The organism is Pseudomonas sp. GV071, assembly GCF_003050835.1.
Lineage (GTDB): Bacteria > Pseudomonadota > Gammaproteobacteria > Pseudomonadales > Pseudomonadaceae > Aquipseudomonas.
Genome location: NZ_QAOJ01000002.1, coordinates 481,421 through 505,458, shown reverse-complemented (window position 1 = coordinate 505,458; position 24,038 = coordinate 481,421). Strand labels below are relative to the sequence as shown.

The 24,038-nt window shown below is 62.8% G+C and carries 16 protein-coding genes; 9 read left to right on the top strand and 7 right to left on the bottom strand.

Going from position 1 to position 24,038, the window contains the following annotated elements:
- Positions 1 to 94: 94 nt before the first annotated feature.
- The 3 genes from C8K61_RS06275 to C8K61_RS06265 all read left to right on the top strand — a co-directional run bounded on the left by C8K61_RS06275 (position 95) and on the right by C8K61_RS06265 (position 1,983).
- Complete coding sequence (locus C8K61_RS06275; RefSeq protein WP_108095340.1) at positions 95 to 631, top strand: DUF3455 domain-containing protein; 537 nt, start codon at positions 95 to 97, stop codon at positions 629 to 631.
- A gap of 87 nt (positions 632 to 718) precedes the next feature.
- Positions 719 to 1,273: a sigma-70 family RNA polymerase sigma factor gene (locus C8K61_RS06270; RefSeq protein ID WP_108095339.1), complete on the top strand. Its 555-nt coding sequence runs from the start codon at positions 719 to 721 to the stop codon at positions 1,271 to 1,273.
- Complete coding sequence (locus C8K61_RS06265) at positions 1,270 to 1,983, top strand: anti-sigma factor domain-containing protein (protein ID WP_108095338.1); 714 nt, start codon at positions 1,270 to 1,272, stop codon at positions 1,981 to 1,983. The genes C8K61_RS06270 and C8K61_RS06265 overlap by 4 nt, the downstream gene beginning before the upstream one ends.
- A 51-nt stretch (positions 1,984 to 2,034) precedes the next feature.
- Here C8K61_RS06265 and C8K61_RS06260 read toward each other — a convergent pair whose 3' ends face one another.
- Both C8K61_RS06260 and C8K61_RS27175 read right to left on the bottom strand, forming a co-directional pair.
- Complete coding sequence (locus C8K61_RS06260) at positions 2,035 to 2,586, bottom strand: DUF2442 domain-containing protein (RefSeq protein WP_108095337.1); 552 nt, start codon at positions 2,584 to 2,586, stop codon at positions 2,035 to 2,037.
- Positions 2,583 to 2,822, bottom strand: a complete 240-nt coding sequence (locus C8K61_RS27175) for a DUF4160 domain-containing protein (RefSeq protein ID WP_108095336.1) — start codon at positions 2,820 to 2,822, stop codon at positions 2,583 to 2,585. Before C8K61_RS27175 ends, C8K61_RS06260 begins: the two co-directional genes overlap by 4 nt.
- Positions 2,823 to 3,953: 1,131 nt before the next feature.
- On the opposite strand from C8K61_RS27175, the gene C8K61_RS06250 reads away from it, so the two are divergent.
- Complete coding sequence (locus tag C8K61_RS06250) at positions 3,954 to 4,202, top strand: DUF3077 domain-containing protein (RefSeq protein ID WP_108095335.1); 249 nt, start codon at positions 3,954 to 3,956, stop codon at positions 4,200 to 4,202.
- A 61-nt stretch (positions 4,203 to 4,263) separates the two neighbouring features.
- Here C8K61_RS06250 and C8K61_RS06245 read toward each other — a convergent pair whose 3' ends face one another.
- From C8K61_RS06245 to C8K61_RS06235, 3 genes are all read right to left on the bottom strand, one after another.
- Complete coding sequence (locus C8K61_RS06245; RefSeq protein ID WP_108095334.1) at positions 4,264 to 4,509, bottom strand: BrnA antitoxin family protein; 246 nt, start codon at positions 4,507 to 4,509, stop codon at positions 4,264 to 4,266.
- A 171-nt stretch (positions 4,510 to 4,680) separates the two neighbouring features.
- Positions 4,681 to 6,792, bottom strand: coding sequence for a PAS domain-containing hybrid sensor histidine kinase/response regulator (locus C8K61_RS06240; RefSeq protein ID WP_108095333.1), 2,112 nt, complete (start codon positions 6,790 to 6,792; stop codon positions 4,681 to 4,683).
- Positions 6,793 to 7,091: 299 nt separating this feature from the next.
- Positions 7,092 to 8,192 (bottom strand): DUF1615 domain-containing protein, encoded by a 1,101-nt coding sequence (locus C8K61_RS06235; RefSeq protein WP_108095332.1) that lies wholly within the window; start codon positions 8,190 to 8,192, stop codon positions 7,092 to 7,094.
- Between the two features lie 388 nt (positions 8,193 to 8,580).
- Between C8K61_RS06235 and putA the strand changes: the two genes are divergently transcribed.
- A complete protein-coding gene (putA, locus tag C8K61_RS06230) occupies positions 8,581 to 12,513 on the top strand; it encodes a trifunctional transcriptional regulator/proline dehydrogenase/L-glutamate gamma-semialdehyde dehydrogenase (protein WP_108095331.1) in 3,933 nt (1,310 codons plus the stop codon).
- A 374-nt stretch (positions 12,514 to 12,887) separates the two neighbouring features.
- On the opposite strand, the gene C8K61_RS06225 is transcribed toward putA, so the two are convergent.
- A complete protein-coding gene (locus C8K61_RS06225; RefSeq protein WP_108095330.1) occupies positions 12,888 to 14,063 on the bottom strand; it encodes a FimV family protein in 1,176 nt (391 codons plus the stop codon).
- A 291-nt stretch (positions 14,064 to 14,354) separates the two neighbouring features.
- Positions 14,355 to 17,237 carry an EAL domain-containing protein gene (locus C8K61_RS06220; RefSeq protein WP_108095329.1) on the bottom strand — a complete coding sequence of 961 codons (2,883 nt, stop codon included), beginning with the start codon at positions 17,235 to 17,237 and terminating at the stop codon, positions 14,355 to 14,357.
- 212 nt (positions 17,238 to 17,449) lie between these two features.
- Here C8K61_RS06220 and uvrD point away from each other — a divergent pair, with 212 nt between their 5' ends.
- The 4 genes from uvrD (at position 17,450) to C8K61_RS06200 (ending at position 23,916) form a co-directional block, all read left to right on the top strand.
- Positions 17,450 to 19,639, top strand: a complete 2,190-nt coding sequence (gene uvrD / locus C8K61_RS06215; RefSeq protein WP_108095328.1) for a DNA helicase II — start codon at positions 17,450 to 17,452, stop codon at positions 19,637 to 19,639.
- A gap of 129 nt (positions 19,640 to 19,768) precedes the next feature.
- Positions 19,769 to 21,583, top strand: coding sequence for a hypothetical protein (locus tag C8K61_RS06210; protein ID WP_108095327.1), 1,815 nt, complete (start codon positions 19,769 to 19,771; stop codon positions 21,581 to 21,583).
- Positions 21,584 to 21,682: 99 nt separating this feature from the next.
- Entirely contained in the window at positions 21,683 to 22,552 is an 870-nt protein-coding gene (locus tag C8K61_RS06205; protein ID WP_108095326.1) for a Tim44 domain-containing protein, read from the top strand.
- A gap of 248 nt (positions 22,553 to 22,800) precedes the next feature.
- Positions 22,801 to 23,916 carry a DUF3592 domain-containing protein gene (locus C8K61_RS06200; protein ID WP_108095325.1) on the top strand — a complete coding sequence of 372 codons (1,116 nt, stop codon included), beginning with the start codon at positions 22,801 to 22,803 and terminating at the stop codon, positions 23,914 to 23,916.
- Positions 23,917 to 24,038: the final 122 nt, after the last annotated feature.

Here is a 24,038-nt window from a genome sequence, read left to right as displayed (position 1 = left end):
AGTTTCTCGCCCCTGCATCCATTCGCGCCGGCCCGGTGTAGTACCTCCAGCAGCCAATCACGCTGCACGCTGATTTCCTACTGGAGAGAACCGCATGAACAGCAAAACACTGCTTGGCCTCACCTGTACGTCACTGCTTGCCGGCAGCCTGCTGGCGCCGCTGGCCCAGGCCGCGACGGACCTGCCCGCTAGCGTGCAGGTGCCCGACGGCCACAAGGTGGCCCTGGAGACGGTGGGCAAGGGTGAAATCACCTACGAATGCCGTGACAAGGCCGACACCGCCGGCCAGACCGAATGGTTTTTTGTCGGCCCCAAAGCCGTGCTGACCGACCGCAGCGGCAAACAGGTGGGTACCTATTTTGGCCCGCCTGCCACCTGGCAGGCCCAGGACGGCTCCAAAGTCACCGGCGCACAGGTGGCCGTGGCGCCATCCGGTGCCGGCAACCTGCCGTACCAGTTGGTCAAGGCCAACCCGGTTGAAGGCAAAGGCGCCATGAGCGGTGTGACCTACATCCAGCGCGTGGCACTCAAAGGCGGGGTGGCCCCCAGCGCCGCGTGCACGGCCGCCAACAAGGGTAAACAGGAAGTGGTGAGTTACCAGGCCGATTACATTTTCTGGGCCGCCAAATAACTGGAAACGTTCGTGCCACGTGGGCCTGTGCAAAGTCGTCTAGGCTGCTTTGCGCATGCCCATTCACTCCCTGCGACGGCTCCGCTCTTGCCCGAACTCACCTTTGATTACGATGCCACCCTGCTCGCCTGCGCACGCGGCGAGCGCCAGGCACTGCAGCGTTTATATGAGCAGGAAGGCGCTCGTTTGCTGGGTGTCGCCCGGCAGTTGGTGCGTGACACCGGCCTGGCCGAAGACATTGTGCATGACGCCTTTATCAAGATCTGGACCGGCGCCGGCAGCTTCGATCCGCACAGAGGCTCGGCACGTGGCTGGATGTTCAGTGTTACCCGCCACCTCGCCTTGAACTACCTGCGCAGCCAGGGGCGTGAAGTGCAGGTAGAAGATAGCCAGGCTCTCGACGCCCTGGCCGCCCTCGGCAGCACACACGAAGACGCCGATGGCTGGGAGGGCGTGATGCACGCGGAGCGCATTCACCTGTGCCTTGAGCAACTCGAGCCGGAACGCCGCCGCTGCGTCATTCACGCCTACGTCGACGGTTATTCCCATGCTGAAATCTCACAGAAACTGGCGACGCCGCTGGGCACCGTCAAAGCCTGGATCAAACGCAGCCTGGTGGCCTTGCGGGGGTGCATGGGATGACCACACGCCAAGCGGACGATAACCCCGACGCGCTGATCGAGCTGGCCGGCGAATACGTGCTGGGCACCCTGCCCGCCGAGCAGCGTGCCACGGTGCAACAACGCCTGCCCTTCGAGCCGGCGTTACGCGCTGCCGTGGACGACTGGGAACAACGCCTGCACCCTCTGACCGCCCTGGCCAAACCGCAGGCTCCGTCCTCCCTGCTGTGGACGCGGATCGAGCGCAGCCTGAACGCGAACCGCCGTACACCGCCCTCACCAACGCCCTGGTGGAACGTGCTGGCGCTATGGCGAGGACTCAGCGCCATTGGCCTCGCAGCCTCGCTGGTATTGGCCGTGCTGTTGGTGACCCGCGCCGTTCCAATAGGCTCACCCACCTATCTGGTGGTGCTGGTGGCGCCACAAAGCAATGCCCCTGGTTGGGTCGTCCAAGCCAGCGACCCGCGCGAAATTCAACTGATTCCCTTGGGCATGGCCGAAGTGCCGGCAGACAAGGCGCTGGAGTTCTGGACCAAGGCCGATGGCTGGCAAGGACCCGTGTCGTTGGGCCTGGTCAAACCGGGGGAAACCCTGCACGTACCGCTGGATAAACTGCCGCCGCTGCAAAATAACCAGCTGTTCGAACTGACCCTGGAACAGAAAACCGGCTCGCCGATCGGCAAGCCGACCGGGCCGGTGCAGTTTATCGGGCGAGCGGTGAAAGTGATTTAAGCAGACGGTTTGGCTGGGATCGCGGCGAAGCTGCTGGTGCAAGTTGCTGCGTTAACGTCTGACGGCCCGAGGAGCAGTGTTTTTCTTAACGGCTTTGACCGACGTTCCCCCATCCTGCTCCCGCGGCGGTTCAACGGTGTAGCGGACGCGCCCCTCCCCTACCTCCCCCTGCCCCTGAATCACCTCCCATCCCTTGCACGCCAGGGCGATGTGATAGGGGATGGGATTGGGCCCGGTGCTGTAGGCGGTAATGGTGCGACGCGTCAGGTGCAACGCTTCGGCGGCACCGGTCAGAGACAAACCATGGCGTTGCATCCACTCCTTGAATGCCCCCTTGGGCATGGCTTCACCCGCTTGTTCCATGGCCAACCGATAAAGCGTGGTGGCGGCCAGCTCGATGTCACCCGGCCAGACCAAATCTAAACCCCACTCACCCACCTGCACCTGCTTGAACAGTGCAGCGTCCTGCAACGGCGCCAGCACACGAAAACTGTGCACCAGCTCGGCCAGATTTACATGGAGTGTGCGGCTATCACTCCAAGTGATGTGCAAGCCCTGCCGGGAAGCCGGCTCGACGGCGGTGATGCGTAGTTTGCTGTTCATGGTGCTGTCCTGCTGTTCTGTTCGTGCCACGCGCGAATAAGGGTGGCGTGGTTGTGCCTGGCCCCAACCTGTGCGTCTTTGAGCGCCCGCTTGTTTGCCCCACTCCGGGTTTCCTGCAAGGTGGCGATGACCACCAGCGATTCACCGTCAGCCGTCTGCACATGAAAGTGAGGCGGCCCATGGTCGTCTGGATATATTTTGATCTTCCACGTGCCGGTGCTTTTCAGAGTAGCCATTACGTCCCTACTAGGGAAATTTTTTCCCTATTAGAGAGGCATAATTGCCATGCATCAATCCACGGTGAGCCAGCACACTGCGAAGCCGATGGGAAAAATTGCTGTGGGAAATAGGGTGCTGGCCGAACCACGCGTTGCATTGGGATTGGCGGCTCCCTGTCGGCTCCCGGCCTCCGCATGAGCGGCTTCAGCCGCGATGCTGTTGATCTACCGCTTTTGATCTTGATCCACCCGCCCCGTTAGCGCAGGCCGAGTGGAGTCGTTGTGGAGGGGGTTGAGCGGCAGGGAGCCGCGAAAGGCGTGAAGGGCCATGGATGGCCCGTCTCGCCGGCCCCCGGAACAACGACGGTGCGAGGGGACCTGGAGCGCAGCGCAAGGCCAAGGTTGGGGCAAGCGCTTTTGGTTACTTTTGTCGCGACTGACAAAAGTGACTCGCGCGTAAGGCGCGAAACCAAACGTGAAGTTGATGCGCTAAAACAGAAATACATTGAGCAGATTTTGTATGGGTGCTGTTCTTCTTTACCGCGTTGGCTGGGCATTTTGTTTCGCGCCTTACGCGCGAGTTTCTTTTGGCAGTCGCCCCAAAAGAAACCAAAAAGTCTTGCCCCAACCTTGGGTCTCCGCTGCGCTGCGACTTCCCTCGCTCCGTCGTTGCTCCAGGGGCCGGCGAGACGGGCCATCCATGGCCCTTCACGCCTCTCGCGGCTCCCGGCCGCTCGACCCCTTACGCAACGACTCCACTCGGCCTGCGCCCATGGGGCGGGCAGATCACAAGCCAGATCAAGATCAAGAGCCGAACCGCGTCTAGCTGAAAAACAGCGCCGGCTTTGAGAATAAATACTGTGGGAAAAGTTGCACGCAGCTACCCTTGGGTTGCTAGCGTTCCGAGGGCAACCCATATTCCTAACGTCACTGCACATCAGTGATCGGGAGTGGAATCCCGAACGTTAGGCGCACAAGCGCCACCAAACCAAGCAGGCGCTTTTTTATGCCTGTTGCGTTATGGCGGCTGTGCGCGGGGATACCTTCGGGTATGCCGGGTCCTAACGTCCGGTCTTCCACACCCGCGTACAGTCGCCACCCATCATGTGGAAGTGATCTGGCGATTCCTTACTCGTTAGGAGATCCATCATGACTACAACCGAAAGCACTAAACCCGTCACCATCGCAGTCTCGTTCTGCAAGAACGATGGCAAGGCCCTGTTCGGCGTCAAAGCGGGGATGCCAGTGGGCTATGCCCTCGAGCAAGCATCCATTCTCATGAAGTGCGTGGAATGGCTAATGCTCAACGGCACCGGCAAAAGCGTCGAAACCGATACCGCGCAGTACCTCAACGACATGGCCCGCGCCTTGGTAGATGCCTGCCATCCCGCGGTGTAAACGAGGGGTAAATAAAAAACGGGGCCTTTGAGGCCCCGTTTTTTATTGGCAAAAGTGGCGCCTAGGCGCTGTGAATCTGCTTCGGGTCGTTCTCTACCAACCAGGTGCTGAGCGCCAGGTTGATGCGCTGTTGCCAGTCCCCGCCCGCGGCGCGGAACGCTCTGAGCACTTCCGGGTCGAGTTGCAGTTGCACGTCTTCATGGCGTCGCGCAGGCTGCGTAAGCCGCGCCCGCGCTGCTGCCGCAGCGGCCTTAGGGTCACCAAACAGCTCTTCGAGCAGCTCATCGGTGCTTTGTAATTCAGTCATGCGTTGCCCTCTGCGGACCGCCGTGCCCGGCCGGGTCGCTTCAATTCGTCTATCCACACGCTTGTATCCAGAAATACACACACCAGGCTGGGACTCTCATCCCGCGCCAGGAGTTCAGGCGATTCGACCAATTGCAGGGCAAAAATGTGACGTAGGTAGGCCCTCGGCGGCCTAAGCGAGCACCAGCTTGAGCATGTCCATCAAAGCCTGCGGCCCATAAGGTTTGCTCAGCAGATGGATATCGGGGGTGAGTTGGTGGTTGCGCGAAATGATGTCGCGGGTGTGGCCGGAGGTGAACAACACCGGGATGGTTGGCTTCTGCAGCTTCGCCCAGGCGGCTAGGTCGGCACTTTTGACGGTGCCGGGCATGACCACGTCGGTGAAGATCAGGTCGATGGACGCGCCGTTTTGCAGGATCTCCATCGCCGCATCGCCATTGGCGGCCAGCAGCACGTTATAGCCGAGCTGTTGCAGCAGCTCGTCGACCGTGCAGCGCACGTCAGCGTTGTCTTCAACCACCAGAATGGTCTCCCCGCCGGCAGGGCTCTCTTCGCTGAGCACGGCCGCTGGCTGAAGGTTTTCCGCCAGCAGGCTGCGCGGGAAATACAGGTGCACGGTGGTGCCCTGGCCGACCTGGCTGACCATGTCGATATGGCCGCCACTCTGTTTGACGAAACCGAACACCATGCTCAACCCCAGCCCGGTGCCATGGCCATTGGGTTTGGTGGTGAAGAAGGGCTCGAAGGCATGCCCGAGCACCTCGGCATTCATACCACTGCCGCTGTCGGCGATGGATAGGTGCACGTAGTCGCCGGCAGCAATTTCTTTGCCTTCGCAGAAGGCGGCGTCGAGCACCAAATTGTCGGCATGGATGCGGATAGTGCCCTCGCCGTGCATGGCGTCGCGGGCGTTGAGCGCCAGGTTGAGCAGGGCATTTTCCAACTGGTTGCGGTCGAGGTGCACGCTCCAGGGGTCGGCGGTCAGTTGCAGGTCGACGTGGATCATCTCCCCCAACGCCCGCTGCAATACTTCACCCAGACCGTCGTACAGGCTGCGCAGGCTGTACACCGCCGGCGACAGCGGTTGCTGGCGGGCAAAGGCGAGCAATTGCGAGGACAGCTTGGCGCCCTTCTCCACCGCGGCCAGGGCCGAGCCCAGGCGGCGCTGCACGTTGGCATTATCTGGTTCCTGACGGGCCAGCAGGTGCAGGTTGGAGGCGATCACCTGTAACAGGTTATTGAAGTCGTGGGCCACACCACCGGTAAGGCCGCCGATGGCTTCCAGCTTCTGTGCCTGGCGCAGGCGTGCTTCAGCATCGGAACGCGCCTGCACTTCGGCCTCGACCCGCTGCTCAAGGGTGCGGGTCAGTTGCAGCAGCGATTCTTCGGCCACCTTGCGTTCGTGAATATCGAAAATAAGGCCAGGAAAGCGCAGCGGTTTGCCATTGCCATCGAACTCGCACCGGCCACTCGCCTGCACCCACAGGTACTCGCCGCTGGGACGGCGAACGCGGTACTCGGCGTTGTACGGGCCGCCCTTTTCGAGGGTGTATTGCACCAGGCGGTCGACGCGAGGGAAGTCATCAGGGTGGATCACCGCGTTGGCACCAGCGATGGGCAGGTTGTCCAGCGGCTGGTCCAGCGGGTAGGAAAAGGTGCGGGCAAAACGCTCATCGCCCGACAGCTGATCCTTGGCCACGTCCCACACGAACGAGCCCAACAATGCACCCGCGTTCAGCGCCAGTTGCAGGCGTTCGTCGGCCGCTCGGAATGCTTTTTCGGCTTCGCTGCGCTGACGCTCGGAAACCACTCGCGCGGTGGTTTCGACCACTATCGCGATGACTCCCGCCGGAGCGCCCTGATCGTCACTGACCGGGCTGTAATGCAGGTCCAACCACACATCTTCAGGCTGGCCGTTGCGCAGCAGCACCAACTCCTTGTTGGCGTAGGACAGGGTGCCGCCAGCCAGGCAGACGTCGACGATATTGCGGTTGAAGTCTGCCACTTCCGGCCACCCCAACTCGACCGGGGTGCCGAGCAGATAGGGGTGACGGCCGCCGGCGAACTCGGCGTAGGCATCGTTGTAGATCATGTAGCCGGGACGGTCCCAGAGCATCACCAGTGGCACAGGCGAGGCCAGGAGCATCTGCACATTGGTGCGCAGACTGTTGGACCAGGTGTCGATGGCGCCGAGATCCGTCCTCGACCAGTCGAACGCTCGAATGCGCTCGGCCATCTCACCACCCCACCCCGCGCATGCGTGGCTGTCCATCAGAAAAGACATCGTCCCACCCCACCCCGAAAACCTGCGACCGCGCCCACGAGTCACTGCGGGTTTGGAGCGCTACTACTGAGGAAAATTCATTGAATTTTTAGGCCCCCATCACCTGCGGTCCAATCTACCTATATGCGGCAAAAGAGGCGACTGTTCGCAGCAAATTCCACCCTGTGGAGATCCCGAATTATGGACATAGGGCAGCGGGAGAGCGTGGAGGACTGACTCACGAACCACCTGATCTGTTTTTCAGCGGTGGTGGTGCGATAGGCGCTTTGGGACGGACTGTATTCGCCGGAGCCCGGCGCCTACTTCCCAGCCCGCTGCAAACACCGCCGATAACGCTCATCGACCCGCTTGGCAAACCAGGCAGTGGTGAGTTTGCGGGTGATTTTCGGGCTCTGCAGGGTGATGCCGGGGAGAATGGCGCGCGGCACCGGTTGGCCGGCGCGCTGGTCGGCGAGCGTGTATAGATCGGCATACAGGTCGGTGTCTTCGAACTCCAGCGTCTCGCCTTTCTCAAGGGCGCGACGGATCGCGGTGTCGCTGGCGCCCAGGCGTTTGCCGAGGGTGCGCAGGGCGTTTTCAGTGGAGCTGGGCAGCAGTGAGCCGGGCACCAGCAGGTCGCCATCCAGCGCCAGTTCGATGCCGCTCAACTGGCTGACCGCGCGCTGAAAGGCGGCGTTGCGGCTCGCGTACCAGCCGGCGTTGAAGTCGGCAAAGCGGTACAGGGGTTCGGGGTAGTCGGCGGGGTAACCGAGCAAGTGCAGCGTGCCGAAGTACAGGCCACCGCGACGGCTGAACACTTCCTGGCGAAGGGTGCCGTTGTAGGAATAGGGGTAATTGCGTGCGTGCTGTTCGGCAAAGGCGATGCTCACCTGCATCGGCCCACCGGTGTGCACTGGGTTGAAGGTGCCGAACAGTTGTCCGCCCAGGGGCACCATGCCGATGAAGTCATCAAAGATTGCGCTTAGCTGCTTTTCGCTACGCACGGCGGCCAAACGCTCGTTGTAGGTCTTGCCGGTGGGCGATTGCAGTTGCAGCGCGGCGCTCACCAGAAAGCCCGGAATATGCAGACGGCTGGCGCGGCGGTCGATTTCCTGCCGGGCGATCTTGCCCAGTCCGGGTACCGGCGGGTCGGCCTGGTACGTGGACTCCTGTTCGGTGACGGCGAGCACAGCGCAGAGGTTTTCGCGGCTGGCATCGAGTTTCTGGGCGGTGAAGGCCACCTGAATATCAGTGGCCCAGCCGGTCCGGTCACTGAGCGTACCTGGCAGCAGTTTCACCACTTTGCTTTGAATCTCGGCCGGGCTGGGTTGTGGCGGTTGCGCGGTGCGCGACCCACAACCAGCCAGCGCCAGGGCGGCGAAAACCAGTAGCCATTCACTGCGGATCAATGTCGACGGCATGAGACCTTCCAATGGGGGGCGCGCAAAGAAGACAAGCGTAACCGCCAGCGGTTCGCTTCGAGTGGATGGCTACGTTCGTCGAATTTCTCCTCGGGAATTCGGGTTGCACCTTTTCCCTGAACGGGGCTAAAACGATCCATTTTGTAGCAGTCAAAACCCCGTCAACGCCCGTGCGCACCGCATCAGTGCAGAAAGGTAACGCACCGCTAAACCGCGTCAATCATGGCCTACACCGCTTTCGGAAAAATTGGTTGCGCCTAGTTGCACCTTTGACTTCCAGCGGGTTTAATCCACGCTGAATTTGCACCGCACAGGCGGTGTGAAAAACGCTGCCCCATTGCGCGCAGCCGTTTTCCCACCGCCGGGCACGACCCCTCAGGAAAAACCAATGGCCACTACCACCCTTGGCGTAAAACTTGATGACGCCACCCGCGAGCGTCTCAAGCTGGCAGCACAGTCGATCGACCGCACGCCGCACTGGCTGATCAAGCAAGCGATCTTCAATTACCTGGAGCAGGTGGAAGGCGGTCTGACTCCGCCGGAGCTCTCCGGTATCGCTGCCGCCCTGGGTGAAGAACCACTGGAAGCCCTGAGCGAACAAGGCCTGCAATGCTTCCTGGATTTCGCTGAAAGCATCCTGCCGCAATCGGTGCTGCGCGCCGCCATCACCTCGGCTTACCGTCGCCCGGAGCCGGAAGCGCTGGCCATGCTGCTGGAGCAGGCACGCTTGCCGAAAGACCAGGCCGAAGCGACCAACAAGCTGGCCATGGGCATCGCCGAAAAACTGCGTAACCAGAAGAGCGCCGGTGGCCGTCAGGGCCTGGTGCAGGGGTTGCTGCAGGAGTTTTCGCTGTCCTCGCAGGAAGGTGTGGCGCTGATGTGCCTGGCCGAAGCGCTGCTGCGCATTCCGGACAAAGCCACCCGTGACGCCCTGATCCGCGACAAGATCAGCAACGGCAACTGGAGCCAGCACCTGGGCAACAGCCCGTCGATGTTCGTCAACGCCGCCTCCTGGGGGCTGTTGATCACCGGCAAGTTGGTGGCGACCCACAACGAAGCGGGCCTGGCCACTTCGCTCAACCGCCTGATCGGCAAAGGCGGCGAGCCGCTGATTCGCAAGGGCGTGGACATGTCCATGCGCCTGATGGGCGAGCAGTTCGTCACCGGTGAAACCATCGCCGAAGCGCTGGCCAACGCCACCAGCATGGAGAGCAAAGGCTTCCGTTATTCCTACGACATGCTCGGTGAAGCCGCGCTCACCGACGCCGACGCCAAGCGCTACCTGGCGTCCTACGAGCAGGCGATTCACGCCATCGGCAAGGCCTCCCACGGCCGCGGCATCTACGAAGGCCCAGGCATTTCCATCAAACTTTCGGCACTGCACCCACGCTACAGCCGTGCGCAGTACGAGCGGGTGATGGATGAGCTGTACCCGATCCTGCTCAGCCTCACGCAATTGGCCAAGCAGTACGACATCGGCCTCAACATCGACGCCGAGGAAGCCGACCGCCTGGAGCTGTCCCTCGACCTGCTCGAGCGCCTGTGCTTCGACCCGTCGCTGGCCGGCTGGAACGGTATCGGCTTTGTCATTCAGGCCTACCAGAAACGCTGCCCGTATGTGATCGATTATGTGATCGACCTGGCCAAACGCAGCCGCCATCGCCTGATGATCCGTCTGGTAAAAGGCGCCTACTGGGACAGTGAAATCAAACGTGCCCAGGTCGACGGCCTGGAAGGCTATCCGGTGTATACGCGCAAGCCGTACACCGACGTTTCCTACATCGCCTGCGCGCGCAAACTGCTCGCCGTGCCGGAAGCCATCTACCCGCAGTTCGCCACCCACAACGCCCATTCGCTGTCGGCCATCTACCAGCTCGCCGGGCAGAACTATTACCCCGGTCAGTACGAGTTCCAGTGCCTGCACGGCATGGGCGAACCGTTGTACGAGCAAGTGGTGGGCAAGGTCGCCGATGGCAAGCTGAACCGACCGTGCCGCATCTACGCGCCGGTGGGCAGCCACGAAACCTTGCTGGCGTACCTGGTGCGTCGTCTGCTGGAAAACGGCGCGAACACCTCGTTCGTCAACCGCATTGCCGACCACAGCATTTCCATCAAAGAGCTGGTGCTCGACCCGGTTGTGCAGATCGAGCAGATGGCCGCCGCCGAAGGTGGCCTGGGCCTGCCACACCCACGCATCGCCCTGCCGCGTGCGCTGTACGGCGACGCCCGACTGAACTCCGAGGGCATCGACCTGGCCAACGAACACCGCCTGGGTTCGCTGTCCTCGGCCCTGCTGAGCAGCACCAACAACCGCTACGTGGCCCTGCCGATGCTCGGTTGCGACACCCCGGCGCCGAGCGCGGCCGAGGCGGTGAAAAACCCGGCCGATCAACGCGACACCGTCGGCCATGTCAGTGAAGCCAGCGAAGCCGATATCAAAAGCGCCGTGCTCTGCGCGGTGTCCAGCGGCCAGATCTGGCAAGCCACCACCGCCGGTGAGCGCGCCGCCGTACTGGAACGCGCCGCCGACCAGATGGAAGCGGAAATGCAGCAGCTGATGGGCCTGCTGGTCCGTGAAGCCGGCAAGAGCTTCGCCAACGCCATCGCCGAGGTGCGTGAAGCGGTGGACTTCCTGCGTTACTACGCCGCCCAGGCCCGCGACTTCTTCAGCAACGACAGCCACCGCCCGCTGGGCCCGGTGGTGTGCATCAGCCCGTGGAACTTCCCGCTGGCGATTTTCTCCGGCCAAGTGGCCGCCGCGCTGGCAGCCGGTAATACCGTGCTGGCCAAACCGGCCGAGCAAACCCCGCTGATCGCCGCGCAGGCCGTGCGCATTCTGCTGGAAGCCGGCGTACCGGGCGGCGCCGTGCAATTGCTGCCGGGCCGTGGCGAAACCGTCGGCGCACGGCTGATTGCCGATGAACGTGTGCGCGGCGTGATGTTCACCGGCTCCACGGAAGTCGCCGGCATCATTCAGCGCAACATCGCCGGGCGCCTCGACGCCCAGGGCCGCACCATTCCACTGATCGCCGAAACCGGCGGTTTGAACACCATGATCGTCGACTCCTCGGCCCTCACCGAACAGGTGGTGATGGACGTGCTGTCGTCGGCCTTCGACAGTGCGGGCCAACGCTGTTCGGCGCTGCGCGTGCTGTGTGTGCAGGAAGACGTGGCCGAGCGCGTGATCGAAATGCTCAAGGGCGCCATGGCCGAATACAGCCTCGGCAACCCGGAGCGCCTGAGCACCGATATCGGGCCGGTCATCGACGCCGAGGCCAAAGCCGGCATCGAAGCCCACATCGCCGCCATGCGCGAAAAAGGCCGCAGCGTATTCCAGGCCGCCCGCGCCAAAGCCGACGAAATCAAACGCGGCACTTTCGTGATGCCGACTCTGATCGAGCTGGAGAGCTTCAGCGAGTTGCAACGGGAGATCTTCGGCCCGGTGCTGCACGTGGTCCGCTACCAGCGCGCCAACCTCGCCAGCCTGCTGGAGCAGATCAATGCCAGCGGCTACGGCCTGACCCTCGGCGTGCACACCCGCATCGACGAGACCATCGCCCAGGTGGTGAACAGCGCCAAGGTCGGCAACCTGTACGTCAACCGCAATATCGTTGGCGCCGTGGTCGGCGTGCAGCCCTTCGGTGGTGAAGGCCTGTCCGGCACCGGCCCGAAAGCCGGCGGCCCGTTGTACATGTACCGCCTGCTGTCCACCCGCCCGCAGGATGCGGTGGCCAAACAGCTGCGCGGCACCAGCAAGCTGCCCGTCGAACAGAGCCAAGCCCTGCAAGCCTTCGACGATTGGTCCGCCCAGCAGGAACCCGACCTCGCCGCCCTCAGCGCCCAGTTCAACGAACTGGCGCAAAGCGGCAGCGTGCATGTGCTGCCCGGCCCGACCGGCGAGCGCAACACCTACAGCCTGCTGCCACGCGAACAGGTGCTGTGCCTGGCCGAGGAGCGCAGCGATCTGCTGGTGCAACTGGCGGCGGCGCTGGCCGTTGGCAGCCAGGTGATCTGGCAGGATCTACCGCTGACCCAAGAGCTGTTCACCGGTCTGCCGAAAGAGGTGCAAAAGCGCATCCAACTGGTCAGCGACTGGAGCACCAGCGACTTGAGCTTCGACGCCATCCTGCACCACGGCGACTCCGACCAACTGCGTGCCGTGTGCGAACTGGCGGCGCAACGCAAAGGCGCCATTATCGGCGTGCATGGCTTGAACAAAGGCGAGACGGATATTCCGTTGGAGCGCTTGCTGATTGAGCACGCGCTGAGCATCAACACCGCTGCGGCGGGGGGTAATGCGTCGTTGATGACGATTGGCTAAGCCAACCCACTGTCGTCCCAGCGAAGGCTGGGACCCAGAGTTTCGGATTGAACCAAATCCTTCAAGATTCTGGGTCCCAGCCTGCGCTGGGACGACGGATGTTTTGAGATGGAATTTTGAATTGAACCCCGCGGCCTTCGGGCCGCACCCAGGCGCTTGCTCCAAGCGCCTGACCCCGGCTGACGCTGCACTCACCCGAGTTGCCGCCAACGCCACGCGCATCGCATCCATTGCGAGGGCTACCCGCCCAGCGACGCGCGCCTTCCCTAGAGCACTTCGGTGCCCTGCGCCGGCTTACCCAGCCGGTGCGGGATTTTAGGGTTATCCACAAACAAAAAAGTGCAGGCGGGAATTTCCAGCCTGCACGTCAACGATCAACGATTGGCGGTGGGCTGCACCTGCGCCAGTTCGCCTTTGCTTTCAGCTTCGTTGTTGAGCTTGGCCAGACGCGCGGTGAGCTCGGCCAGCTGGCTGTCTTTGAGCACGATCAGGCGTTGCAGTTTATCCAGCTGCGATTGCAGGTCGGCAACGCGGCTGGACAGCTCTTCACCTTCGCGACGGGCCTGGGCAAGTTCTTCCTGGGTGATTGCCAGGCGGTTGTCGGCTTCCTGCTTGGCGGCAGCCTTGCTGCCTTTGGCGCCGTCTTTGTGTTCGGCACGACCGCTGCCCTGCTCGCCAACCAGGCTGAGTTTGTCGCTGGCCGCCGGGGTGGCGGGGGCGCTGCCGGCTTCGCTGCGTTTGCGCGCATCGAGTTGGGCCAACGCTTCAGTGCGACCCGTAGCGTGCAGTTGTTCGCGGTTGGGCAGTTGCAGGTTTTGCGCCGTCTTCATCCGGTTGATATCGCCGTTGTTGAAGGCGTCCGGGTTCATACGCTGAATCGCCAGCATGGCCTGGTGCGGTGAGGCGTCACCGCGGATGGCCTGGGCGATATCCCACAGGCGGTCGTTGTTACGGGTGCGGTACTGGCCACCGGCGACAGGACCGTCTGCCGTCGAACTGGCCGACGGGGTGGCAGCCGCCACTGGCGCAGCGGAGGTCGCAGAAGCTGCAGCAACGGCCGGGGCCGCAACTGGCGCCTTGGTTTTCACCGCTGGGGCGACACTGGCCACCGGCGCGCTGACCGGGGCCGGCGCCGCAAAGGCGTAGTTCGGCGGGTCGATCAGCAGGCTGTATTCACGCAGCTGCAGGCCGTCAGGGGAAACCACTTCGACGAGGAAATTCAGGTAGGGCTCGGTGATCGGGCGCGAGGAGGTCACGCGGATCATGCTCTGCCCTTTGGCGTTGAGCTTGGTTTCGAACTGCAGCGCCAGCACGGCGCCGTCGCGCTCGATACCGGCCTTTTTGAACGCTTCTGGCGAGGCCAGGCGTACTTTCAATTCTTCGGGGCCAAGGTCACGCACGCCTTGCAGGTCGATCTGCGCACGCAGCGGTTGGCTCAGGCTGGACAACACTTGGGCTTCGCCCACGCTCAAGGCCAGAGCAGCGTTGGGCAACAGGCTGGCCGAGGCCAAAGCCAGAGCCGTCAGCAGGCGGGGGTACTTCTTGAGCATGTCGGCTCTCCTCATCGTTGGAACCACGCAGGGCGCGTGCGGCCGCGCATGATGGCGAGGTTGGCGCTGAGGAATTGCGCGCTCGGGCACAGGCTGACAAAGGCAGGGCGAGGGATGCGTGAAACTGTGCAGCAGGTACGGAAAAAACCACGAAGGCTTCGCAGTTGCTGAACTCACCACCGTCGTCCCAGCGCAGGCTGGGACCCAGAATGGCTCAGGAAACGCCGTCCTTTCCGGCAGTCTGGATTCCAGCCTGCGCTGGAATGACGGTGATTGATGGGTTGGCGCCCATCAGGACGCGATACTGCTCTGCTCCAGCAGCAATTTGACGAAATGCTCTGCGGCCAACGGCCGGCTGATCAAAAAGCCCTGAATCTCGTCGCACTGCTGGGCCTTGAGGAAGTTCATCTGTGCCTGGGTTTCCACCCCTTCGGCAACCACTTTCAACTCCAGGCTGTGGGCCATGGCGATGATCGCACGGGTGATGGCGGCGTCTTCGCCGTTGGCCGACAGGTCGCGGATAAACGACTGGTCGATCTTCACGTAGTCCACCGGGAAACGCTTCAGGTAGCTCAGTGAGGAGTAACCGGTGCCGAAGTCGTCGATCGCCAGCTTGACCCCCATCTGCCGCAGCTGGTGGAAGGTGCTGATGACGTTCTCGACGTTATCCAGCAGCTGGCTTTCGGTCAGCTCAAGTTCGAGGAAGTGCGGCGCCAGGCCGGTTTCGTCGAGCACCTGGCGTACCAGGCTGGTGAGGTTGCCCTGGCGCAGCTGGTGCACCGAGAGGTTCACCGACACACGAATATCGGCCAGCCCCAGCACCTGCCATTCGCGCGCCTGGCGGCAGGCCTGGCGCAGCACGAACTCGCCAATCGGCGCGATCAGCCCGGTTTCTTCGGCCAGGCCGATAAAGTCGCCCGGCGGCACCAGGCCCAGTTCCGGGTGGCGCCAACGCACCAGCGCCTCGGCCGAGGCCAGGGTATCGGTGGCCAGGCACAGTTTCGGTTGGTAGAAGACTTCCAGCTGGCCCAGCTCGATGCCTTTGCGCAGCTGGTTTTCCAGTTGCAGGCGTTCCAGGGTGCAGGCCTGCAAGTTGTCGGTGAAGAACTGGAAGGTGTTACCACCCAGGTGTTTGGCGTGCTGCATGGCCATGTTCGCCTGGCTGATCAGGGCGCTCATTTCCCGCGCGTTGTCGGGCAGCAGGCTGATGCCAATCGAAGCGCTGACCACCAGTTCCTGGCCGCCGACGGTCATCGGCATGCGCAGTTTGGTCAGCAAACGGCTGGCCAGGCGCGCGAGGTTGGACAGGCTGCCGTAGCTGTCGAGGATCACCGCGAATTCATCGCCAGACAGCCGCGCCAGGGTGTCGGCCTCGGGCATCGACTGGGTCAGGCGCCGGCTCATCTGCCGCAGCAGCTGGTCGGCGACTTCATGGCCGAGGCTGTCGTTGAGCATCTTGAAGCGGTCGAGGTCGATGTGCAGCAGGGCCAGGGTGCGCTCACCCTGACGGGCACGCTGGCTGGCTTCGTGCAGCCGCGCCTTGAACAAGGCACGGTTGGCCAGACCGGTGAGTTCGTCGTAGTGCGACAGGTAGCGCAGGCGCTCTTCGGCTTCGCGACGCGAAGTGAGGTCGGCGAAGAAGCCGACGATGTGGCTGACCCGCCCACGGGCATCGCGCACCACATTGAGTTGCAGCCACTGCGGGTACAGCTCGCCGTTCTTGCGGGTTTCCACCAGCTCGCCCTGCCACTTGCCGCTGTGCTCCAGCTCCTGGCGGATCACTTCGTACTGGCGACGGGTGTCGCGGCTGCCGATCATCCGCGCCACGCTCTGGCCATGCACTTCCTCGGCGCTGTAGCCGGTGACGTCGCTGTAGGCCTGGTTGACGGCCAGTACCTTGTAGTCCGGGTCGAGGATGATGATGCCCTCGCTCGCCGCCTCGAACACGATGCCGGCCAGGCGTTGTTCTTCTTCGCGGCCTTTCCAGGCGGTGATGTCACGGCGGGTGCCGAGCATGCGCGTGACCCGGCCGCTGGCATCGCGCTCGACGGCGCGGCCGCGGTCTTCGATCCACAGCCATTGGTTGTTGGCGTGGCGCACGCGGTATTCGATCTGGTAGCCGTCGGACAGCCCCTTCATGTGCTCCACCAACGTGCGGCGCAACAGCGGCAAGTCTTCGGGGTGCAGGCGCGGCTTGAGGTCGCGCAGCATCACGGTGACCGCTTCGGGGTCGAGGCCGAAGATTTCCTTCAGGCGCGAGTGGTGCACCTCGTCGGTGATCAGGTTCCAGTCCCACATCCCCAGCTCGCTGGCTTCCAGGGCAAGGGCCAAGCGCGCTTCGCTCTTGCTCAGGGCATGGCTGGCGGCGTCCAGCTCGAGGGTGCGCTGAGCGACGCGCATTTCCAGGTCGTTGTGGGCGTCACGCAGTTCGCGCTCGGCGCGGCGGCGCTGTTCGATCTCGCGCGCCAGCTCGCCGTTGAGGCCCTCGGCCTGGGCTTTAGCGTGCTCCAGACGGCTGATCAGCGCCTGGTTGTGGAAGCGTTGCACCAAGCTGCGCTGCACCAGGCGATTGATCTGCCAGGCCACCACCAGCAAAGCGCCGAACAGGATCAGGCCCAGCACGCCCCAGCCTTTTTGCATCGGCTCACCGGCCAGCAGCAGATAACTGACGGCCGGCACCAGGCATGGCAGAGCAAAGGTCAAAAAGGCGGTAAGGCTGACGGCGTAGGCGACACTGGCGGAAAGAATCGCCGCGCTGATCAGGCCGAACATCAGCACCTGCTGGAAAAACGCATCCGGCGGCACCAGGCCGATGGCACCCACCGCCAGGGCTACACCCGAGGCGAAGGCGCCGAGCAGAAACATCTGCCGCCACATGGGTTTGGCCTGGCGTGAGGGCAACGCGGCGTTGAACGCCGCCACCTGAATCAGCCGCAGTACCGCCAGGCTCACCACTGCCACCAGCCAGCCGGCCAGCAGCAAGCCACCGCGCGGCTCCCACAACAGGTAGGCGCAGGCCAGGCCGCAGAGCAGCATGAACAGGGTGGGAATGCGTGAACCCTCGTACAACAGACGAGTGCGTTCTACGGCGATGTCGGTGGCAAACAGCTGGCGAATGTCCCGATCGGTCTCTGCCAACGGCAGCTCGAGAGGTAGCCTGGAATTAGCGGTCATAGGCCCTTTTCTTGTAATGGTTGTGCCTAGTCGTGGCCGGAGCATACACAAGCCGCGCCCGTCTCCCAAGGCTCAATGTCGGCATTTTCACCGTGAATACCCCTTACTTTCGATAGGCCGCCAATACGCCTCGGGCTGACCGGCCGGTCGTCGGTGCGCGCATTGGTCTTGCCGCGTTTGCCCTGACCACCCCGGCCCCCTAGAATGCCGCGATGCGCGACGATCTCTCCTTTCTGCTGAATTCCCTCAACGATGCTCAACGCCAGGCCGTAGCGGCCCCGTTGGGGCGTCAGTTGGTCCTGGCCGGCGCTGGTTCCGGCAAAACCCGTGTGTTGGTGCACCGTATCGCCTGGTTGATCCAGGTGGAAAACGCCTCGCCGCACTCGATTCTGTCGGTGACCTTCACCAACAAAGCCGCTGCCGAGATGCGCCACCGCATCGAGCAGTTGCTCGGCCTGAACCCGGCCGGCATGTGGGTGGGCACCTTCCACGGCCTGGCGCACCGCCTGTTGCGAGCGCACTGGCAGGAAGCCGGGCTGAGCCAGAGCTTCCAGATTCTCGACAGCGACGACCAGCAACGCCTGGTCAAGCGGGTGATCCGCGAGCTGGGCCTGGACGAACAGCGCTGGCCCGCCCGGCAGGCCCAGTGGTTTATCAACGGCCAGAAAGACGAAGGCTTGCGGCCCAAACATATCCAGCCCAGCGGCGACATGTTCCTGGCCACCATGCGCAGCATTTACGAGGCCTACGAAGCAGCCTGCCAGCGCGCTGGGGTTATCGACTTCTCCGAACTGCTGCTGCGCGCCCTCGACCTGTGGCGCGACCACCCCGGTTTGCTCGAGCACTACCAACGCCGCTTCCGACACATTCTGGTGGACGAGTTCCAGGACACCAACGCCGTGCAATACGCCTGGCTGCGCCTGCTCGGCAAAGGCGGCGACAGCCTGATGGTGGTGGGCGATGACGACCAGTCGATCTACGGCTGGCGCGGCGCCAAGATCGAGAACATTCATCAGTATTCCAGCGACTTCCCGGATGCGCAGACCATTCGCCTGGAGCAGAACTACCGCTCCACGGCGAGCATCCTCAAGGCGGCCAACGCGCTGATCGTCAACAACAGCGGGCGCCTGGGCAAAGAGCTGTGGACCGATGGCGGCGAAGGCGACGCCATCAGCCTGTACGCCGCGTTCAACGAGCACGACGAAGCCCGTTACGTGGTGGAAACCATCGAAGACAACCTGCGCAAAAACGGACTGCTGCGCAGCGAAATCGCCATCCTGTACCGCTCCAACGCCCAGTCGCGGGTACTCGAAGAGGCCTTGCTGCGGGAGAAAATCCCCTACCGCATCTACGGCGGCCAGCGCTTTTTTGAACGTGCCGAAATCAAGAACGCCATGGCCTATCTGCGCCTGCTCGAAGGCCGTGGCAACGACGCCGCGCTGGAACGGGTGATCAACGTACCGGCACGTGGCATTGGCGAGAAAACCGTCGAGGCGATCCGCGACCACGCGCGCCACAGTGACCTGTCGATGTGGGAAGCCCTGCGCCAGCTGGTGGCCAACAAGGGCGTCACCGGCCGTGCGGCCAGCGCCCTGGGCGGCTTTATCGAGCTGATCGAAAACCTCGCCGCCAAGGTCATGGACATGCCCCTGCACCTGATGACCCAGACGGTCATCGAGCAGTCCGGGCTGATCACCTACCACAAGGAAGAAAAAGGCGAAAAAGGCCAGGCCCGGGTGGAAAACCTTGAGGAACTGGTGAGCGCCGCGCGCAACTTCGAGAACAACGAAGAGGACGATCTCACCCCGCTGGCCGCCTTCCTCGGTCACGCCTCGCTGGAAGCCGGCGACACCCAGGCCGACGAACACGAAGACAGCGTGCAGCTGATGACCTTGCACAGCGCCAAGGGCCTGGAATTCCCGCTGGTGTTCCTGGTGGGCATGGAAGAAGGCCTGTTCCCGCACAAGATGAGCCTGGAAGAACCCGGCCGCCTGGAAGAGGAACGCCGCCTGGCTTACGTGGGCATCACCCGCGCCATGCAGAACCTGGTGCTGACCTACGCCGAAACCCGCCGCCTGTATGGCAGCGAGACCTACAACAAGGTCTCGCGTTTCGTCCGCGAAGTGCCGCCGGCGCTGATCCAGGAAGTGCGCCTGTCCAACAGCGTCAGCCGTCCGTACGGCAGCAGTAATAAAGGCGCCAACACCAGCAGCATGTTTGCCAACGCCGAAGTGCCGGACACCGAATTCCGTCTGGGCCAGGCGGTGAAACATGCGCTGTTTGGCGAGGGCGTGATCCTCAACTTCGAAGGTGCCGGCGCGCAGGCGCGGGTGCAGGTGAACTTTGCGGCTGAGGGCAGCAAGTGGTTGATGATGGGATACGCCAAGCTCGAGCCGCTCTGAGCCCTGCCTTTTCTGTTAGAACCAATCGCGGCTAGAGCCGCTCCTACGGGTTACGCGTACCCGTAGGAGCGGCTCTAGCCGCGATGCTCTTTCCGCCTCCACTTTATTCCGGTCGAAAGGATTCTCGCCGTGCGTTTCACTCCTGTATTGGCTTTGCTCACTTCCTTTGTGCTTCCCCATAGCGCCTGGGCCGCCTGGTTTGGTAAAGACGGCCCGGCGCTCTCGGTCGAGCGCAACGCCAGTCAGAAGCGCGACTGGAACACCGGCATGCTGCGCGAAGAGGTGAGCTACACCCTGCGCATGAACGGCCGGACCTTGAGCGATGAAAAACTCGGCAAGGCCCTGGGTGCCAGCGACGAGAATGCCCGGCTGACCACGGTGTTCGATGCCGTCAGCGCCGGGCCGAACGACGCCTTGGTGGTGTACCGCACCAGCGGCAACTATGAGCTGGCCAATCTGCATGTGGAAAATGGCCACCTGGGCGGCCAGGTGCTGCTGCGTGACCTGAGCCAGAACTGGTTCACCGATGCGCGGATGCCCGGCTGGCTGTCGGTGCAGCAGGAAGACCGCCTGCATTTGGTACAGATCAGCCCGCTGCGGATAGTGGATGTCGGCGCCGGTGTGCTGCTGGACGTGCGCGGCGATATCGCCTTGCTGGTCGAAGACGGCTACCACGGCCCAACTTCCTTTATCCGCGCCATCAGCATCAGCCAGGGCAAACCGGTGGCCGAGCTGCCGCTGAGCAAGGCCTGTTATGTATTGCCGCGGTTCGAGTTCACCCACCCACCGGTGTACGCACAGATAGAGAGCTCCAGTTTGGAGAGCTTGCGCTTCCAGGACGGTCCGGGCTGGTTCGATGCCAACGTCGAGTTGCTCACCAACCCCACTCCGCAGCTGCGCCTGAAAGCCAGCCAGCAACTGCCGCGCCCGGCGTTGCAGCGTTGGTATGTCGGCCTGCGCGAGCCGGACCTTGGCCGCCAGCCGCGTACCCCGGAAGCGATCGGCTACGCCGAAAGCCCCAGTTTCGACGACAGCGGCGAGACCATCGACCCGCAACCGGAGGCCTGCGCAGCCAACCCCAACCCGCGCCTGAACGCCGGCAAAGACCCCTACCCGATGCAAACGCTGATGGCCGAGGACCTCTGCCTGAACGATGACCAACCCGGCATCAGCGCCGCCCTGCGCCAACAACGCTGCGTACTGCCGGCCACCACCCAGGTCATCACCCGTGGCCAGCAGTGGCAATTGGAAGAAGTGCGCTTTGCCTACCGCCCGCAAAAAGGTGGCGCGCCCATCGAGCAGCGGGTGTACCAGATTCGTGAAGGCGACAAGGTGCACCGCGCCATCGCCGGGCAGTACGGCGAGGACCTGCGCCTGCTCGAAGTACTGCCGATTTCGGGCGGCCAGGCGTTGATCAAGGCGCGCGGCGAAGGGGCCTACGAGCTGTTCCGGCTGTATTCGGATGCCGCAGGCAAACGACGCCTGGAGTACCTGGAAACCGTGGCCTACCCGGCCACCCCGTTTGATGCGAGCAAACCCGGCTGGGTGTACCTGCGCAGCGCCGGTTATTTGATGAAGGAACAGCCGTTCGGCTTCCAGCGTGTCGGCAAGGGCCTGCTGGATGTACGCGGCAACGAGCTGCTGCTCCAGTACCAGAACGACGACACCGAGGACCTGGTGCTGATCAGTCTGCCGTTCCGGCCAGAGCCACAGACAGACCGTGTGGCCGATGACGCACCGCGTTACCAGCTAAGCGCCAAATGCCGCCTGGACGATGACCCCTACTGGGAATTCGCCGTGCCGCCGATCAACGCCACCCTGGCCGAGTCTGCCGCCTGGTTCAGCCGCCACTTCGATTACACGAACGGCAAGCCGGACAGCATTGTCCTACGTAAAGATCATCAGTTGCGCGTGAAGCCCGGCTGCAGTCCTGACAGCAAATAACGCCGAGGACATAAATCCGGAAACATTCTGCCGCTGGTCATCATCAGGCGCCCTGTGCAACATGGCGCGCGTTGATCCTTATTGAGAGAGTTGCGAACCATGAAGCGTTTCATCAGCCTGGCCATGATGCTTTGCGTCGCGTTGACGCTCAGCCTCGACGCCAATGCAAAACGCATGGGCGGCGGTAAATCCTTCGGCTCCGCGCCTACCCACCAGACCCGTCAGGTCGCTCCAGCGACCACCCCGGCTGCCGCACCTGGCAAAGCCGCGGCGACGCCAGCCGCTGCTGGCGGTATGTCCCGCTGGATGGGCCCACTGGCCGGTCTGGCCGCTGGTGGCCTGCTGGCCTCGATGTTCATGGGCGGCGGCTTCCAGGGCATGCAGATCTTTGACTTCCTGATCATCGGCCTGATCGCCTTTGTGATCTTCCGCTTCATCGCTGCCCGTCGCCGTCAGCAGAACGCCGGCCAACCGGCTGGTGTTGGTGGTTATGCACCAATGCAACGCGACCTGCCGGCCGATCAGCCGGTGATCCCGGCGGCCAAATCGATCTTCGGTGGCAGCAGCGCCGCAAGCGCCGCACCGGTGATCAATGCGCCGAGCTGGTTCAATGAGCAGCGTTTTGTCGAAGCCGGCAAAGAGCACTTCATGGCCCTGCAGCAGCACTGGGACGCGTCGGAGATGGACAAGATCGCCGAGTTCGTCACCCCGCAGATGCTCAGTTTCCTCAAGACCGAACGCGAAGAGCTGGGCGACGGTTTCCAGTCCACCTACGTCGAAGAGCTGCAGGCGCAACTCGACGGTATCGACGAGCTGGCCGACAAGACCGTGGCCACCCTGACCTTCAGCGGCATCGTCAAAACCTCGCGTTTCGACCAGGGTGAAGCCTTCAGCGAAAGCTGGCGCATGGAGCGCGCCAATGGCGACAACGCGCCGTGGCTGGTGGCGGGTATCCGTCAGAACAGCTAACCGCGCTGAACGCACCAACAGAAACCCGGGCTTGCCCGGGTTTTTTGCATGTGCAGATTTAAAAACATCGCGGCTGAAGCCGCTCCTACGAGATTGCACAATTTGTAGGAGCGGCTTCAGCCGCGATGCTTTTGTTCGTCTGGCATTTATAAGCTTGTCGTAACCGAATGTTTCCCCCGATACTCGCCACGGGCAGCGCCAATGTGCCCGCCTTCAAGGACGTTCATAACTAGAGAAAGGAGTCAGTCATGGCCAAGCGCCGTAGCCCTGGGCAAAAACGTAAGTTGCTGATCCGCGTCAGCATGATCGTGCTGGCCGTCGTCGGCCTCGCCGCCGCCTACTACATCAAAGGCCCGGAACAAGTCGCGGCCATCCAACTGGTCAAACAGCACAACAGCGCACAAGCCACCGTCGCCTCGCTGGAAGAAACCGAAGAGGAGTACCGCAACCTCAAAGGCCGCAAGAAAACCCGCACGGTCTATTCGCTGAGCTACACCTACGACGTCAACGGCACCCGCTACGAGCACGACCAGTCGATTGGCTACGGCGAGTACAACGCCCTGGAAGGCCACGAGACCCTGGAAGTCTGGTACGCCGAGGGCAAGCCGGACAGCGCCAAACCGCAACTGATCATCGAGAACCTGGCCCGCGAGGACGGCCTTGAGCGCGCCCTGTTTGATGTCGCGCCCAAGCTGATCCCGGCCCTGCTGGTACTCAATTTCATCCTCTCCCTGCTGTTTGGCCGTGAACCCAAGGGCAAATTGCCGGAAGGCTTCTACACCGAGAACAGCTGGCTGGACGTCGAAGACGACCGCCTGATCGTGCTCGATGGCAGCCATGTGCTGTCGCTGAGCTTCGACAAAAAACAGCGCAGCAAGGTGCAAGAGATCTATCAGCGTGGTGGCCTCAACGGCAATTTCCTCGAAGAAATCCTCGCCAAGGTAGAGACCAAGCGCACCCTGGTCGACCTCAACACTGTCAGCAAAGTCACCAGTGAGCACTACGACGACGTCATCCGCCTGACCTACAACGACGGAGGCAAAGACCAGACCCTGAGCCTGGAATTCCTCAGCGCCACGGTCAAAGCCCACGCCCTGCAACGCATCGCCCGCGCCCTGCCGGCGACCCTCAACATGAACGTGGAAAAGCTCACCCGCCTGCAAGCGGCGCGCGTGGCGCTGGTGGTGGCTGTGGTCAGTGCCGGGGTGGCGTACTACTTCCTCGACCATATCTGGGTGGTCGGGCTGTTGGGCCTGCTGAGCCTGTATGCGCTTAAGGTGGGGGTGGCGCGGTTGATCGACCCGACTATCACCACCACCTTCTCGGGTGACGCGGTGGCGAGCAAGTTGGTGGTTAACGGCTAACGTTTTCTTCACCGCTGAATGTACCAATCGCGGCTAAAGCCGCTCCTACAGGTTGTGCAATCCGTAGGAGCGGCTTTAGCCGCGATGCTTTTACCGCCAGCAGATAGTTTTTTTCTTCGGCC

What these genes read in the sequence shown, in the direction of transcription:
- C8K61_RS06225 (WP_108095330.1), bottom strand. Translation starts at nt 14,063, where the DNA reads ATGCTCAAGAAGTACCCCCGCCTGCTGACGGCTCTGGCTTTGGCCTCG.
- C8K61_RS06260 (WP_108095337.1), bottom strand. Translation starts at nt 2,586, where the DNA reads ATGAACAGCAAACTACGCATCACCGCCGTCGAGCCGGCTTCCCGGCAG.
- C8K61_RS06275 (WP_108095340.1), top strand. Translation starts at nt 95, where the DNA reads ATGAACAGCAAAACACTGCTTGGCCTCACCTGTACGTCACTGCTTGCC.
- C8K61_RS06245 (WP_108095334.1), bottom strand. Translation starts at nt 4,509, where the DNA reads ATGACTGAATTACAAAGCACCGATGAGCTGCTCGAAGAGCTGTTTGGT.
- C8K61_RS06220 (WP_108095329.1), bottom strand. Translation starts at nt 17,237, where the DNA reads ATGACCGCTAATTCCAGGCTACCTCTCGAGCTGCCGTTGGCAGAGACC.
- C8K61_RS06240 (WP_108095333.1), bottom strand. Translation starts at nt 6,792, where the DNA reads ATGTCTTTTCTGATGGACAGCCACGCATGCGCGGGGTGGGGTGGTGAG.
- C8K61_RS06205 (WP_108095326.1), top strand. Translation starts at nt 21,683, where the DNA reads ATGAAGCGTTTCATCAGCCTGGCCATGATGCTTTGCGTCGCGTTGACG.
- C8K61_RS27175 (WP_108095336.1), bottom strand. Translation starts at nt 2,822, where the DNA reads ATGGCTACTCTGAAAAGCACCGGCACGTGGAAGATCAAAATATATCCA.
- putA (WP_108095331.1), top strand. Translation starts at nt 8,581, where the DNA reads ATGGCCACTACCACCCTTGGCGTAAAACTTGATGACGCCACCCGCGAG.
- C8K61_RS06235 (WP_108095332.1), bottom strand. Translation starts at nt 8,192, where the DNA reads ATGCCGTCGACATTGATCCGCAGTGAATGGCTACTGGTTTTCGCCGCC.
- C8K61_RS06265 (WP_108095338.1), top strand. Translation starts at nt 1,270, where the DNA reads ATGACCACACGCCAAGCGGACGATAACCCCGACGCGCTGATCGAGCTG.
- C8K61_RS06250 (WP_108095335.1), top strand. Translation starts at nt 3,954, where the DNA reads ATGACTACAACCGAAAGCACTAAACCCGTCACCATCGCAGTCTCGTTC.
- C8K61_RS06200 (WP_108095325.1), top strand. Translation starts at nt 22,801, where the DNA reads ATGGCCAAGCGCCGTAGCCCTGGGCAAAAACGTAAGTTGCTGATCCGC.
- uvrD (WP_108095328.1), top strand. Translation starts at nt 17,450, where the DNA reads ATGCGCGACGATCTCTCCTTTCTGCTGAATTCCCTCAACGATGCTCAA.